Below are 16164 nucleotides of genomic sequence, written 5' to 3'. Positions count from 1 at the left end.
GTTACAGCCTTGCCCGACGTGAACAGTGCCTCTGTGAGCGACAAAGTAGCGATCATCGGCATGGGTTGCCGACTGCCCGGCGGTGCGTCGGACCACCGCGCGTACTGGCAGAACCTTATGGAGGGCAAGGACTGCATCACACCGACACCGGCCGATCGCTATGACGTCGGCAGTCTCGGCAGCAGACACAAGGAGAAACCGGGCCGCCTGATCGGCGGCCGTGGTGGCTATATCGACGGCTTCGACGAATTCGACCCCGCCTTCTTCGGCATCAGCCCGCGCGAGGCCGACCAGATGGATCCCCAGCAACGAAAGCTGCTCGAAGTCGCATGGGAGGCCCTGGAGGACGGCGGGCAGCGGCCCGCGGAACTCGCCGGCAGCAATACCGCCGTGTTTGTCGGCGCGTTCACGCTGGACTACAAGATCCTGCAATTCTCCGACCTGGGCTTCTCCACGCTCGCCGCCCACACCGCCACCGGCACCATGATGACGATGGTCTCGAACCGTCTCTCGTACTGCTTCGACTTCCGCGGACCGAGTCTGTCGCTCGACACCGCGTGCAGTTCCTCCCTGGTGGCGGTGCACCTCGCCTGCCAGAGCCTCAACAACCGGGAGACCGACCTCGCACTGGCCGGTGGCGTCCTGCTGCACATGGCGCCGCAGTACACCATCGCCGAGACCAAGGGCGGATTCCTGTCGCCCGACGGCCGTTCACGCGCGTTCGACGCCACGGCCAACGGCTACGTACGGGCCGAGGGCGTCGGCCTGGTCGCGCTCAAGCGGCTGGACGACGCGCTGCGCGACGGCGACCCCATCCACGCGGTGATCCTCGGCGCGGGGGTCAACCAGGACGGCCGGACCAACGGCATCACCGTGCCCAACGCGGACGCCCAGGTCTCCCTCATCCGGCGTGTCTGCGGCGAGGCAGGCATCACCCCCGGCGACCTCCAGTACGTGGAGGCGCACGGCACCTCCACGCCCGTGGGCGACCCCATCGAGGCCAACGCCCTGAGCCGGGCCCTGTCCGAGGGACGCCGACCGGACGCCCCCTGCTACGTGGGCTCCGTCAAGACGAACATCGGGCACACCGAAGCGGCGGCGGGTATCGCCGGCCTGATCAAGACCGTGCTCTGCCTCAAGCACCGCCTCATCCCGCCCCACATCAACCTGGAGCAGCTGAACAGCGCCATCGACCAGGGGGCATCCCCGTACCGCATCCCGACCGAGCCGACCCGATGGCCCGCACACGAGGGGCCCGCACGGGCCGGGGTGAACTCGTTCGGGTTCGGTGGCACCAACGCGCACGTCGTGCTGGAGCAGGCACCCGACCGGAGCGCCCCGCCGGTCCCGCCCGGCGAACGGGCCTGGAATCTCCTCCCGTTGACCGCCCGCACCCCGGAAGCCCTGCCGGAGGTAGCGGCCGGCATCCGCGGCGAGCTGGCAGGGACGAACGGGCCCGAGGTGTCACTGCCCGACCTCGGCTACACACTGGCCCACCGCCGCCAGCACTTGGAGTCGCGGCTCTCCGTCGTGTACTCCTCACGGGCCGGACTGGACGAGGCACTCGACGCCTTCCTGCGCGGCGAACCACATACCGGGGTCGTCCACGGCAAGCAGCTCGAAGCCGAACAACGCGGCCTGGTCTGGGTCTTCACCGGCATGGGCCCGCAGTGGTGGGGCATGGGCCGCCAACTGCTCGACACCGACCAGGTGTTCCGGGACGCGGTCACTCGTTGCGACCAGGTCGTCCGCTCGATCGCCGGCTGGTCCCTGATCGAGGAGATGAAGGCCGACGAAGCCGGGTCGCACATGGGTGAGACCTGGCTCGCCCAGCCGGCCAACTTCGCCGTCCAGGTGGGACTCGCGGCCATGTGGCGCCACTACGGCGTGCGGCCCGACGCGATCGTCGGTCACAGCACCGGAGAGGTCGCCGCCTTCTACGAGGCAGGGGTCTACTCCCTGGAGGACGCGGTGAAGGTGGTCATGCACCGCAGCCGCCTCCAGCAGAAACTGACCGGCACCGGCACCATGCTCGCCGTGAGCCTGCCCGAGGACGAGGCACAGGCCCGGGTGGCCGCGTTCGGCGACCGGGTCTCCGTGGCCGCGGTCAACAGCCCCTCGGCGGTCACCCTGGCCGGCGACCGCGACGCACTGGCCGAACTGGCGGACCAGCTGCACGCCGAGCAGATTTTCGCCAAGTTCCTCACGGTGCAGGTTCCTTACCACAGTGCCGGCATGGAGGCGATCAAGGACGAACTCCTGGCCTCGCTGGACGATCTCGCCCCCAGGGCGGCGACGGTTCCGCTCTACCTGACCGGGCAGGAAGGCACGGCGCACGGCAGCGAGCTGGACGCGAACTACTGGTGGAAGAACGTCCGCCACCGGGTCCGCTTCCGCTCGGCCGTGGACCGGCTGGCCGCCGACGGATACGGACTGTTCCTGGAGATCGGTCCGCACCCGGTGCTCGGCCACTCGATCCGCGAGTGCCTCGGCGACCGGGGCGCGGCCGTGCGGACCCTGCCGTCGATCCGCCGCCAGGAGAACGAAGCGGAACGCTTCGCCGCCTCACTGGCGGAGCTGCACAACCTCGGCGTCGCCATCGACTGGGACACCCTGCACCCGGCGGGCACACCGGTGGTCCTGCCCCGCTATCCGTGGCGGCGCGACCGTTACTGGACGGAGCCCGCGCCCGTGGCCCAGGTCCGTCTCGGCCACGCCGACCACCCGCTGCTGGGCCGTCGCACCGCGGACACCGAACCGACCTGGGACGCCGCGCTCGACACCGAGCGGCTGCCCTACCTCGACGACCACCGCATCCAGTCCACCGTCGTCTTCCCGGCAGCGGGATACCTGGAGATGGCCACGCAGGCCGTCCGCTCCCTCACCGGCGGCACTCACGTCGTGCTGACGGACATCGAGTTCCGCAAGGCGCTGTTCCTTCCCGAGGGCGAGGACCGGGCCGTCCGGCTGACCCTCTCCTCACAGAACGCGGCGTTCACGATCGCGTCCAAAGGGCAGGACGAGGGCGCCCGCGCCGTGCACGCCTGCGGAGTCGTACGCTCGGGGCAGCCACGACCGGCGGGGCCCCTCGCCGACACCGAGGCCCTCCGGTCCCGCGCCCGGCGCCGGCTGGACGGCGAGGACTGCTACGCGGAGCTCGCCGCCCTCGGCTACCACTACGGGCCCGCGTTCCGCGCCATCGACGAGGTGTGGATCGGCTCCGGAGAGGTGCTCGCCCGGCTCCGCCCACCCACGGTGATCGGTGACGACGCGGCCGGGCACCACATCCACCCCGTACTGCTCGACGCCTGCTTCCAGTCGCTGCTGACGACACAGCTGCTCGACGCCGAAGGCACGGGTGCGGCCGGACCGGAGCGGCAGACCACCGGGATCCGTCTGCCCCTGTCGATCGAGGAACTGCGCCTCGCCCCGGTGGGCGACCGGCCGATCTGGGTGCACGCCACGGTGACCCGCGACGGCGCGGACGAACTCGTCGGGGACATGGCCGTATACGCGGACAGCGGCGAACCCCTCGGGGGCATCAACGGCTTCCGCGCGGCCGACGTGGAGAAAGCGTCCACCACGGTCGGGCTCGGCACGATCGACTCCTGGCTCGCCGAGACCGTCTGGACCGACAGCCCCGTCGACCCCACCACCGACGAGGCCGGTCCCGGAACGGCGACCGGCGCCGAAGGCCCGCACGCCGGGTCCACCGGCGGCGACTGGCTGGTCTTCGCCGACAGCCGGGGCGTCGGCGACGCCCTGAGCGCCCTGCTCACCGCGCGGGGCGAGCGCTGCCACCTGGTGCGTCCCGGCGACGCGTACAGAAGAGGGGGCGAAGAGGGCGAGTTCACCGTGGACCCGGGGTCCGCCCCCGACCTGGAACGGCTCTTCGCCGACCTGAACGAGGACAGGGACGGCACACACCGCGGCGGCGAAGGCGGTGCGGGGCCCGTCGGGTCCATCGTGCATCTGTGGAACCTCGATCTGCCTCGGCTCGCCGAGACCTCACCGCAGGACCTCGCCCGGCACAGCGGCACCGGGGCCTACTCACTGATCGCGCTCGCCCGGACACTGCTCCGCCGCGGGACGGCCGGCCGGCTGCACATCGTGACCCGTGGCGCCCAGCACGTCGAGCCCGGCGAGGCCGTCGAGCCGCTGGGAGCGCCCGCGTGGGGAGTGGGCCGGGTGCTCAGGCACCAGGAGCTGACCTCCCACCCCGGCAAGCTGATCGACCTGGACCCCCGCACGCCGGGCGACGAGGACTGCCGGGCCGAGGCCCACGCGCTGCTGCGTGAGCTCCTGACCGACGACGAGGAAGAGATCGCGTTCCGTGGCACGGACCGCCGCACCAGCCGCATCCGGCGGGCCGAACAGCTGACGTACCCCCTCCCGCTGCAACTGCGCACCGACGCGAACTACCTGGTCACCGGCGCCTTCGGAGCGCTCGGCCGGCTGCTGTGCCGGACGCTCGTCCGGCGTGGGGCGCGCAGCCTGATCCTGATCGGACGCACCACGCTGCCGGAGCGTTCCGCCTGGCGGGAGCTCGACCCCGGCACCGCCGCCGGCCGTGCCACCGCCTTCGTCAAGGAACTGGAGGCGCTCGGGGCACGAGTCGTCCTGGCACCGCTCGACATCACCGACGAAACCGCCTTCACCACCTGGCTGGGCGCTCACCGGCGCACCGATCCACTCCCGATCCGCGGCGTGTTCCACCTCGCGGGTCAGGTCCGCGACACCCTCGTCGAGGACATGGACCACCGGACGTTCTCCGAGGCCCACGACCCCAAGGCCATCGGCGCCCACCTGCTGCACCGCCACCTCCGGGACGAACCGCTGGACCACTTCGTCCTGTTCGCCTCGATCGCTTCACTGCTCACCACGGCCGGCCAGACCAACTACGCCGCGGGCAACGCGTTCCTGGACGCGCTGGCCCAGCACCGCCGGGCACTCGGGCTGCCGGGACTGAGCGTGGACTGGGGCCCCTGGGCCACCGGCATGATCGAGGAGCTGGGGCTCGTCGACCACTACCTCCACAACCGAGGGATGAGCTCGCTCGCGCCGGACGTGGGCATGGCCGTGCTGGAACGCGTCATCGGCCAGGACCGAGCCCAGCTGCTCGTCGCCACGGTCGTCGACTGGCCGGTGTTCCAGGCCTGGTACGCCGCGCCGCCCCGGCTGGTCGCCGAACTGGCGGCGGCCGCCCCCACCAAGGCGGCCACCGGGCCGGGCGAGGGCATCCTCGATGCCTTCCGCAACGCCGGCACGGCGCAGCGCCTGGCCCTGGTGACCGGGCGGTTCATCGAGCTGACCGCCTCGGTACTGCGGACCGGCCCCGACCGGATCGACCCGCAGGCCGGGCTCAACGCGCTGGGACTCGACTCGCTCCTGGCGATGGAACTGCGCGCCCGGATCAGCTCCGAGCTCGGCGTCGCCCCGCCCGTCGTGGCACTGCTGAGCGGTACCCCGGTCGCCGAGCTGATCACACAGCTCCACGACGCCCTGGCCGAGCTGGTCGCCCACGAGGCCGGTGGCGCCGACACAGCCGAGGTGGAGGTGTACGAGGACGAACTCAGCCACCCGCTGACGCAGAACCAGAAGGCCCTGTGGTTCCTCAGGCAGCTCAACCCCGAGGGCTACGCGTACAACATCGGCGGCGCCGTCGAGGTCCGGGTCGCACTCGATCCCGGCCTCATGTTCGAGGCCGTGCGCTGCATGGTGGCCCGACACCCCGCGCTGCGCACCAACTTCCGCACGATCGACGGCGTACCGCTGCAACAGGTGTCGCCGGAGGCGAGCGCGGACGTCGCCCTGTTCGACGTGCAGGACCAGGAGTGGGAGGACATCCACGGCACGATCGTGGCCGAGTACCGCCGGCCGTACGACCTGGAGAACGACCCGCTCTTCCGCTTCCGCCTCTTCAAGCGCGCCCCCGACCGCTGGGTGATCATGAAGGCGGTGCACCACATCGTCTCCGACGCGATCTCGACGTTCACCTTCATCGAGGAGCTCCTGGCGGTGTACGAGGGGCTGCGCCAGGGCCAGGCCCCCTCGCTGCCGCCCGTCACCGCCCGCTACCTGGACTTCCTCAACGCGCAGAACCGCTTCCTGGCCGGACCCGCGGCGCCGCGCATGCTCGACTACTGGCGCTCCCACCTGCCGGCCGAGGTGCCGACGCTGGAACTGCCCGTCGACAAGCCCCGCCCCGCCGTGCAGACACACAACGGCGCCTCCGAGTTCTTCGTCCTGGACACCGAGCTGAGCGCCCGGGTGCACGCCCTGGCCCGCGAGCACGACGTGACCCCGTTCATGGTGCTGCTGAGCGCCTACTACGTGCTGCTGCAGCGCTACTCGGGCCAGGACCAGGTCATCGTGGGCAGCCCGGTGACCGGCCGGACCGAGCAGGATTTCGCCTCCGTCTACGGCTACTTCGTCAACCCGCTCCCGCTGCACGCGGATCTGTCCGGCGACCCCTCGGTGGCCCAGCTGCTGCAAGAGGTCCGCACCACGGTACTGGGCGGCCTGGACAACCAGGAGTACCCGTTCGTCCTGCTGGTCGACAAGCTGGGCCTCCAGCACGACCCCAGCCGCTCCGCGGTGTTCCAGGCCATGTTCATCCTGCTCACCCACAAGGTCGCCACCGAGAAGTACGGCTACCGGCTCCAGTACATCGAACTCCCCGAAGAGGAGGGGCAGTTCGATGTGACGCTGTCGGTCTACGAGGACGAGGCGGAGCGCCGCTTCCACTGCGTCCTGAAGTACAACACCGACCTCTTCCTGCCGGAGACCATGCGGCGGATGGCATCGCACTACACCGCACTGCTCGACAGCATGACCCGCGCCCCGGCGGACCGGCCCACCTCCCGGCTGGAGATGCTGGGCGCCCAGGAGCGCGAGCGGCTGGTCGCCGAGTGGAGCGGCGCCGGGCGCACCGCGCTGCCCCCGGCGGAGGGCGAGAGCGGGGCGGACGGCTTCCGCCCGGTGCACCGGCTGATCAGTGACACCGCCGCCCGCCGCCCGGACGCCGTGGCCGTCACGGTCCCGGCGCTCCAGGGGCCGGCCCACCGGCTGACGTACGGGGAACTGGACCGCAGGTCGGGCGAGCTGGCCCGGCGGCTGCGCGGGCTCGGGGCCGGTGCCGGGTCGGTGGTGGCGCTCTGCCTGGACAAGTCACCCGAACTCGTCGTCGCGCTCCTCGCCGTCCTCAAGGCCGGCGGGGCCTACCTCCCGATCCCGGCCGACCACCCGGCCGACCGCGCCGCCCACACCGTACGGGCCGCGCGCGCCACCCTCGTCGTCGTCGCGGACGACGCCTGCCGGGACCGGATGGCGGGGCTGCCGGTGCGGGCACTCACCCTGCGGGAGCTGCACGAGGCGGACCCGGACGCGGCTCCCGGACCGGACGGCCGGAACGCGAGCGGGCCCGACGCCGAGGAGCAGGCCGGTCCCGACTCGACCGCCTACATCATCCACACCTCCGGCTCGACCGGCCTCCCCAAGGCCGTGCGGGTCAGCCACCGCAACCTCGTCTCGGCCTACGCGGCCTGGCTCCAGGAATACCGGCTGGACCGCGACGTGCGGGTGCACCTCCAGATGGCCGCCCCGTCGTTCGACGTCTTCACCGGTGACGTGGTTCGGGCGCTGTGCTCGGGCGGCAGTCTGGTGCTGGTCGACCGCGATCTGCTCTTCGACACCGAACGCCTGTACACCACGATGCGCAAGGAGCGCGTCGACTGCGCGGAGTTCGTACCCGCCGTCGTGCGCGGCCTCATGGACCACTGCGAACGCTGGGGCCGACGACTGGACTTCATGCGTCTGCTGGTCGTCGGGTCCGACGTCTGGAAGGCCGGGGAGTACCGCAGGCTGCACGACCTGTGCGGGCCGGGCACCCGGCTGATCAACTCCTACGGGGTCACCGAGGCGACCATCGACAGCGCCTTCTTCGAGGGACCCGTCGACGACCTGGAACCCGGCCGGACGGTGCCGATCGGACGGCCCCTGGGCAACAGCACGCTCCATGTGCTCGACCGGCACGGCGAACCGGTGCCGCCCGGTGTGCCCGGCGAGCTGTGGATCGGTGGCGAAGGCGTCGCACTCGGCTACGCGGGCGACCCCGTGCTGACCGACGGGCGCTTCGTCACCCGGACCCTGAGCCGTGAGCCGGGCGCCGCCCCCGTACGCCTCTACCGCAGCGGCGATGCGGCACGCTGGGACGCGGACGGCCGGGTCCATCTGCTCGGCCGGGTCGACGACCAGGTCAAGCTCCGGGGCCACCGCATCGAGATCGGCGAGATCGAGGCACACCTCGCTCAGCGGCCCGAGCTGGCCCGGACGGTCGTCACGGTACGCCCCGACGCCCGGGGCGAGGACGTGCTCGTCGCCTACTGCGTACCGGCCCAGGGGGCCACACCGGACGGGCGGGCGCTGCGCCGGCACCTCGGGGACCGGCTGCCCGCGTACATGGTTCCGGCACACTTCGTCGTACTGCCGCAGCTGCCGCTGACCACCAACGGCAAGGTCGACCTGGCCTCCCTGCCGGTGCCCCGGCTCGACGCGGACGACGAGCCCGAGGAGACACCGCGCACCCCCTTCGAGCTGAGCATGGCCCGGCACTGGGAAGAACTCCTCGGACTGGAACGGGTCGGCCTGGCGCAGGAGTTCTTCGAGGCCGGCGGCAGCTCCATCAAACTGATCGAGCTGATCCACCGGCTCCGCAAGGAATTCGGCGTCGGCATCCCAGTCAGCCTGCTGTACCGGGTCACGACCCTGCACGGGATGGCCACGACGCTGGAGCGCCTGGCCACCGGATCCGTCTCCGACGACCTGCCCTGCCTCAGCTTCAACAGCGAACGGGAACCGACCCTGTTCTGCTTCCCGCCGGCGGGTGGCCACGGACTCGTCTACCGGGGATTCGCCGCCACACTGCCCGAGTACCGGCTGATCGCCTTCAACTACGTCCCGGGCACGGACAAGGTGGTCCGCTACGCCGACCTCGTCGAATCCCAGCGGCCCGAAGGCAAATGCCTGCTGCTCGGCTACTCGCTCGGCGGCAACCTCGCCTTCGAGGTGGCCAAGGAACTCGAAAGCCGGGGCCGCGACGTCGCCCATGTGATCGTGCTGGACTCGCACCGCATCGTCGAGGCGTACGAACCCGGCCCCGAACACATCGAGTTCTTCGAGACGGAACTGGCCGAGCACCTGCGTAAACACACCGGATCGGATGCCGTGGCCCGCGAGACCCTCGACCACGCCGCTGAGTACCTGGCCTTCTGCGGGCGCACCCCGAACCTCGGAACGGTGTCCGCGATCGTCAGCGTGATCACCGACGAGGAGAAGACGGCACTCTACGCCGCCGGCGCGTCCGGCACCTGGCACGCCAGCTCGACCACGGACAATGCCGTGCTGCGCGGCTCCGGGATCCACGCCGACATGCTCGACCCCAAGCACGCGGCCCGCAACGCCGAGCTGGTGCGCGGCATCCTCCAGGAGGGCGGCGCCGATGTCCGATGAGGCGGAGGACGAGTGGAGCGTCCCCGGCCGGGAGAAGGACGGCAGCCCCCGGGTCATCGTGATCGGCGCGGGCGTCGCGGGAATGTCCACCGGGTGCTACGCGCAGATGAACGGGATGCGCTCGCGCATCTTCGAGAAGCACGTGCTGCCCGGCGGCTGCTGCACGGCCTGGTCGCGCGACGGCTACATCTTCGACTACTGCATCGAATGGCTGATCGGCACGGCCACCGGCAACGACGCCAACCAGGTGTGGCGCGAACTGGGCGCGCTCGACGGCAAGACCATCACCAACTTCGACATGTTCAACCGGGTCGTCGACGAGGCCGGCCGGTCGGTGACCTTTTACAACGACCCGGACCGGCTGGAACAGCACCTGCTGGGCATCTCGCCCGACGACGCCCGGCTGATCCGCTCCTTCTGCCGCGATCTGCGCCGGTTCACCGAGATCGAGCTGTATCCGTTCCTGACCGCCCCGGCATTGCGCACCGTACGGGAGAGAGCGGCGCTGCTGCGCACCGTCCTGCCCGCGTTCCGGCTGTTCTGGCGCACGGCGGCCACGCCGATGCACGAGTTCGCCGACCGGTTCCAGGACCCGTTGCTCCGCAGGGCGTTCCGCAACATCTTCTTCCAGGACCCGGAGGGCTTCCCGCTCCTCCCGTACCTGTTCAACATGGCGGGAGCCCACCATCGGAACGCCGGATTCCCGCAAGGAGGTTCGCTCGGCCTGGCCCGGTCGATCGAGGAACGCTACACCGGGCTCGGCGGCGAGATCAGCTACCGGGCCCGGGCCGAACGGATCCTGGTCGAGGACGGCCGCGCCGTCGGGATCGAACTGCGCAACGGCAAGCGGTACTATGCCGACCACGTCGTCTCGGCCTGCGACGGCCACACCACGATCCACGGCCTGTTGCAGGGCCGGTACTCCGGACCGCGGATCGACAAGCTCTACGACGAACTGCTGAACCGCCCCGGCACCCTGTTCCCCGCGGTGGTCTCCGCCTTCGTCGGCATCCGGGGAGAACTGGGCGCCGACCGGGCCCACAGCACCACGTACCTGCTCGACCCGCAGGACGCCGAGCAACTGCCCGGCGCATTGCAGAGCAGCGTGGTGGTGCAGATGCGCTCCGACTACTCGGACGGATTCGCCCCGCCCGGAAGATCGGTCATCCACTGCACCTACTTCAGCGACTTCGCGTACTGGAAGGCGCTGCGCGCCGCCGACCGCAAGGAGTACCGCGCGAAGAAGCGCCAAGTGGCCGATTTCGTCCGGGGGTTCCTGGAACGCCGGCTGCCGGGTCTGGGCGAGCGCATCGAGCTGGTCGATGTCGCCTCCCCGGCGACGACCCGGCGCTACACCGGCAACCACGACGGTTCCATCCTGGCCTGGAAGGCGTTCTCCGAGGCCGACGACATCGCGGCCAAGCTGGTCGGCAAGGACCGCATGCGCCTGCCGGGCCTGCGCGGATTCTCGATGGCCGGGCAGTGGGTCGGCATGGGCGGCCTGATCCGCGCTGCGTCCACCGGACGCTTCGTCGTCCAGTACCTCTGCGACGAGCTCGGGCGCGGGTTCACGGCGTCCGAGAGCCGGGGCACCGAACCCTGGCATCCGGGAAAGCTGGGCCGGCTGCCCCAGCTCGACAACTGGTCCATGCGTGGTGACACCCGCACATGAGTACCGAGGAGAACAGGTTCATGCCGCGTTCCGAACGAGAGTCGATGATCATCATCGGCGCAGGGCTGGGCGGTCTGTCCACCGGGTGCTATGCCCAGATGAACGGCTACCGGTCCCAGGTCCTGGAGATGCATGAACTGCCCGGCGGCTGCTGCACTGCCTGGGACCGGGGCGACTTCAGGCTGGACCCCTGCGTCAGCTGGCTCCTGGGCAGCGGCCCCGGCAACGAGATGCACCAGATCTGGCTGGAGCTCGGTGCGCTGCAGGGCAAGGAGATCCGGCACTTCGACGTGTTCAACGTCGTACGAGGCCGGTGCGGCCGGGCGGTGTACTTCTACTCCGACCCCGACCGGCTCCAGGCCCACCTGACGGAGCTCTCGCCCGCCGACGCGCCCCTGATCAGGGACTTCTGCAAGCAACTGCGCGCCTTCCGCAAGGCCCTCGCCGTCTATCCCTTTCTCCGACCGGTCGGACTGATGCCGGCGATGGAACGCTGGCGCATGCTGGCCTCCTTCGTCCCGTACTTCAACGTCGTGCGCAAGTCCATCGGCGTACTGATGACCGACTACTCGGCGAGGTTCAAGGACCCGCTGCTGCGCGAGGCGTTCAACTTTATCCTCTACGAGAAGCATCCGGCCTTCCCCGTACTGCCGTTCCACTTCCAGCTCGCCTCGCACGCCAACCTCTCCGCGGGCGTCCCCGAAGGGGGCTCGCTCGGGCTGGCCGAGTCGATCGAGCGGCGATACCGCAGGCTCGGCGGCGAAGTGACCTACAACGCCAAGGTCGAGGAAGTACTCGTCGAGGACGACCGCGCGGTCGGGGTGCGGCTCAGCGACGGACGTGAACTGCGCGCCGACATCGTCGTCTCGGCCTGCGACGGACGCACCACCATGATGGAGCTGCTGAAGGGCCGCTACCTCAACGAGGCGTACCGGCGCCTGTACACCCGCACCATCCGGGAACCCGGCATGGTGTTCCCCGGCTACTTCACGCTCTTCCTGGGCCTGCGCCGGGACTTCCCCGACGCCGACCCCTGCACCACCTATCTGCTCGACGAGACGGAAGCGGCCGGACTCACCGGCATCCGCCACCCCAGCGTCAACGTCCAGTTCCGCAGCCGGCACTACCCCGAACTCTCCCCACCCGGGACGAGCGTCGCGTACGTCACCTATTTCTGCGACATCGCCCCTTGGCGAGCCCTGGACGAAGGCCCGGAACAGGCCACCCGCAGCCGGGGCGGGCAGGAACTGCACACGCTTCCGGTACGCCACGGCCGCGGGTACTACGCGGCCAAGCGCCGGGCCCGCGAGACGCTCGTCGCGTTCCTGGAGCGGCAGCACCCCGGCATCGCCGACGCGATCGCCGTCCGGGATGCGTCCAGCCCGCTCACCCAGGTCCGCTACACGGGCAACTACGACGGGACGGTCCTGGGCTGGCAGCCGTTCGTGGAGAGCGGAGAGACGCTGGAGAAGCTCATCAAGCGGCACGGCCCGGGCCTGCCGGGGCTGCGGAACTTCTACCAGTCCGGCGTGTGGGCGACCACCGGCGGCCTGATCCGCGCGGCGGCGGCCGGCCGGCACGTCATGCAGTTCATCTGCCGCGACGACGGCCGCGCGTTCACCGCGTCCATCGACGAGAGCGGCCCGTCACCGACCCATCGGGTCATCGAGGTAGGGCCCCGGCCGGTGCCGCGGCCCGTTCCGAAGGGCCGCCCGGCCCCCGTCGAGAGTGAGGCAGCGCGATGAGAGCCACGAAATGGGTGGTACGCGAGCACATCGAGGGCGTCCCCGATGTCGAGCGGGTCTACGGACAGGTCGAGGAGGAGATCGACACCGAACTCGCCCCGGACGAGATGCTGCTGAGGACGCGCTACGTATCGGTGGACCCCTACCTCCAGGGCATCGCGCTGGACACCCCGCTCGGTGGGCACATGGGCGCCGACTCGATCATGGAAGTGCTGGAGGCCGGGCCGCTCGCCGCCCATCGCCCCGGTGACCTGGTGCAGGGGTTCGGCGGCTGGCGCACCCATCTCGTCAGCAACGGCGCTGCCACCCCCTGGCAGACCGGCACGTTCCCGATGGTCTTCCCGGCCTTCCGCCGTCTGGACCCCGACTGGTACGACGAGGCGCTGCCACTGCCCACCGCACTCGGCGTCATGGGCGGCCCCGGCATGACCGCCTGGGGAACCCTGACCAAGTTCATGTCGATCCGCCCGGGGGACACCGTCGTGATCAGCGGCGCCTCCGGCTCCGTCGGCTCACTGGTCGGCCAGTTGGCCAAGCGCGCGGGCGCCCGGGTGGTGGGCACCACATCGACGCCGGAGAAGGCGGACTACCTCGACGAGCTGGGATTCGACGCGGTCGTCGTCTACCGCCACGGCGACAGCAGCGAGGCCGTGCGGGACGCGCTGCTGTGGGCCGCGCCGGACGGCGTCGACAAGTACTTCGACAATCTGGGCGGCACCGTCACCGACGCCGTGTTCTCCATGCTCAACATCGAAAGCCAGGTAGCGGTGTGCTGGCAGTGGGCCACCCAGGTGGGCCGCGACTTCACGGGACCGCGACTGCTGCCCTACATCATGTTCCCGCGCGCCCACATCCGGGGCATCTTCTCGCTGGAATGGTTCACCGAACAGAACTGGCGCGCGCTCCACGACGAGCTCGGCGGCCTGGTCCGACGGGGCGAGGTGCGCTGCGGACACACCCTCCATCAGGGCTTCGAGAACATCCCGGACGCCTACCGGAGCCTCTACCGGGATCCCGGGACCAACCGGGGCAAGGTACTGGTCGAACTCTGAGCCCGGCCCCGCGCAACACCCGTAACAACCCGCCCGAGCACAGCGGTTCGCCGCACCCGCGCAAGCCTGGAGGCCCCGTGTCCTGCCCCGCCGACGCCCACGTCCGCCCCGGGCCGCCCCTGCCCCCGCTGCACCGGCTGGACTTCGAGCCACCCGGCCCGCCCAGGCCCGTCGCTTTACCCGACGGGACCACGGCCTGGCTGGTGAGCCGTTACGCCGATGTGCGCATGGTCCTGACCGACAGCCGGTTCGGACGCGCCGGGCTCCACGCGCCGGACTCCCCGTCCCTGTCGGGCGAATCCGGCCTGGTGAGCAGCCTCGACCTGATCTTCAACCAGGACGGCGAGGACCATCTGCGGCTGCGCCGCACCATGCGGCGCGCGTTCACGCCCCGGACCGTCGCCCGCTGGCGGCCCTGGATCGCCAAAATCGTCGAACAGTGCCTGGACGAACTCGCGGACTGCGCACGCCCGGCGGACCTGGTGGCCGGTTTCACCCTCCCGCTCCCGGTGGCCGTGATCAGCAGACTGATGGGCCTGGACACCGAAGCCCAGGAGCGGCTGCGTCACTGGAGCCAGTACGCCTTCTCCGACGGCTCCCACCCCGAAGAGGAAATGGCGTCCGCGCTGAAGGAGTTCGCCGCTTTCGGAGCCGAGCTGCTGGCCGGGCGGCGCAGGGCGCCGGGCGACGATCTGCCCAGCGTGCTGGTCCGGACGGCCGACGAGGAGGGCGGCATCCCCGAGGAGCAGCTCGTCGACTTCGTATGCGGGTTGGTCGTGGGCGGCCATGACAGCACGATGACGATGCTCAGCAATTCGCTGCTCTATCTGCTCGGCGAGCGCCCGGAGGTCTGGCCCCGTCTCGGGGCGGACGAAGCGGCCGCCGGCGCACTGGCGGATCGTCTCCTGCACCTGATTCCGCTCGGCGACGACCGGGGGACCGCACGTTTCGCCGTCACCGACACGGAGGTCGGCGGCGTGACGATCCCGGCGGGCTCGGTGGTTCTCGCCGACTGCGGCGCGGCCAACCGCGACCCCGAGATGTTTCCGCCCCGGCCGCTGGACGACCTCTTCGCACCCTTGGCGGCACCCACCCTGGCGTTCGGGGCGGGCGCACATTACTGCCTGGGCGCCTGGCTGGCGAGGCTGGAACTCCAACTGGCCCTGCACCGGCTCGCCGCACGCCTTCCCGGCCTGCGCCTGGCCCGGCCCGCCGAAGAAGTCGAATGGCATCTGGGCACCACCTCCCGCAGCCCGCGGCGGATCGATGTCACCTGGTAGCGGTGCCCACCCGCGGTACGGGGGTCAGCCGCGGGGCCGCGGCCAGTCCTGGGCCTGCGCCCACGTGGCGTAGGAGGTCCAGGGGACGGCGGGGAACTGTGTCCGCAGCGCCGCCATGTCCACCTGGTAGCCGCCGTTCACAAAAAAGCTGTACATGGCGAACATGTCGGGGTCGGCGGTGCGCAGGTTCTCCAGCGAGGACTGGCGGAACGCGACCGTGCCACCCGCGGCCCGCCCGATCTCCTCGGCCATCCGGACCGGTGTGGGATCGTCGCCCGCCACCTCGACGCGTCTGCCGGTCCAGCGGTCCGGATCGGCGACGACCGCGGCCACGACCCGCCCCAGGTCCCGCCGTGCCACCTGCTGGAGGGGAGCGTCGCCGGGCATCGGCATGGTGAGGAGGCCGGCGGCCACCTCCTCCCGGGAGCCCAGGGCATTGTCGTAGAAGTACGTCGGTGCCACCACCGTCGCCGGCAGTCCCGAGCGGGCCAGCAACTCCTCGGTCCTGGCCTTGGTCTCGAAGTGCGGGACACCGGTGTCCCGGTCCGCACTGGCGACCGAGGCCAGCACCAGGTGGGGGAGCGCGACATCGGCGGCCGCCCGGACGATGGCCGCCCCCTGGGCCACCTCGGCTTCCAGTCCGTCCTGGAACGGTGTGGTGACGGCGAAAGCGGCCTCCGCGCCCCGGAAGGCATCGGCGAGCGAGGCCGCGTCGAACAGATCGCCCGGCACGACCTCGGCTCCGGCCGCCGCCAGCGCCCGGGCCCGCCCGCTGCCGGGATCACGCACCACGGCCCGTACGGCACGGCCCGCCTCCAGCAGGGCGGCGACCACCGCGCCACCCTGACCACCGGTCGCGCCGAGCACCGCTGTCGGCATGAGTCCTCCCTGCGTGGGGTCTCCCT

General features: G+C 70.8%; 6 protein-coding genes. 5 read left to right on the top strand and 1 reads right to left on the bottom strand.

The window, feature by feature from the left end; translation table 11 throughout:
• Positions 1-9 precede the first annotated feature (9 nt).
• The 5 genes from ABZ622_RS29790 to ABZ622_RS29770 all read left to right on the top strand — a co-directional run bounded on the left by ABZ622_RS29790 (position 10) and on the right by ABZ622_RS29770 (position 15259).
• The gene (locus ABZ622_RS29790; protein WP_360548366.1) at positions 10-9510 is read left to right on the top strand and encodes an amino acid adenylation domain-containing protein; all 9501 of its coding nucleotides are present in this window, start codon (positions 10-12) and stop codon (positions 9508-9510) included.
• On the top strand, positions 9500-11182 hold the full coding sequence (locus tag ABZ622_RS29785; protein WP_360548364.1) for an NAD(P)/FAD-dependent oxidoreductase: 1683 nt from the start codon (positions 9500-9502) through the stop codon (positions 11180-11182). The genes ABZ622_RS29790 and ABZ622_RS29785 overlap by 11 nt, the downstream gene beginning before the upstream one ends.
• Positions 11183-11202: 20 nt before the next feature.
• A complete protein-coding gene (locus tag ABZ622_RS29780; protein WP_360548362.1) occupies positions 11203-12927 on the top strand; it encodes an NAD(P)/FAD-dependent oxidoreductase in 1725 nt (574 codons plus the stop codon).
• Complete coding sequence (locus ABZ622_RS29775; protein WP_360548360.1) at positions 12924-13979, top strand: NADP-dependent oxidoreductase; 1056 nt, start codon at positions 12924-12926, stop codon at positions 13977-13979. The genes ABZ622_RS29780 and ABZ622_RS29775 overlap by 4 nt, the downstream gene beginning before the upstream one ends.
• 77 nt (positions 13980-14056) lie before the next feature.
• On the top strand, positions 14057-15259 hold the full coding sequence (locus ABZ622_RS29770; RefSeq protein ID WP_360548359.1) for a cytochrome P450: 1203 nt from the start codon (positions 14057-14059) through the stop codon (positions 15257-15259).
• Positions 15260-15283: 24 nt separating this feature from the next.
• On the opposite strand, the gene ABZ622_RS29765 is transcribed toward ABZ622_RS29770, so the two are convergent.
• Complete coding sequence (locus tag ABZ622_RS29765) at positions 15284-16138, bottom strand: NmrA/HSCARG family protein (RefSeq protein WP_360548357.1); 855 nt, start codon at positions 16136-16138, stop codon at positions 15284-15286.
• Positions 16139-16164 lie beyond the last annotated feature (26 nt).

The sequence above is a fragment of the Streptomyces sp. NPDC007164 genome (assembly GCF_040634135.1).
Classification (GTDB): Bacteria; Actinomycetota; Actinomycetes; order Streptomycetales; family Streptomycetaceae; genus Streptomyces; species Streptomyces sanglieri.
Note: the sequence above shows the minus strand (reverse complement) of the source record. Positions and strands in the feature narration are given on the sequence as shown.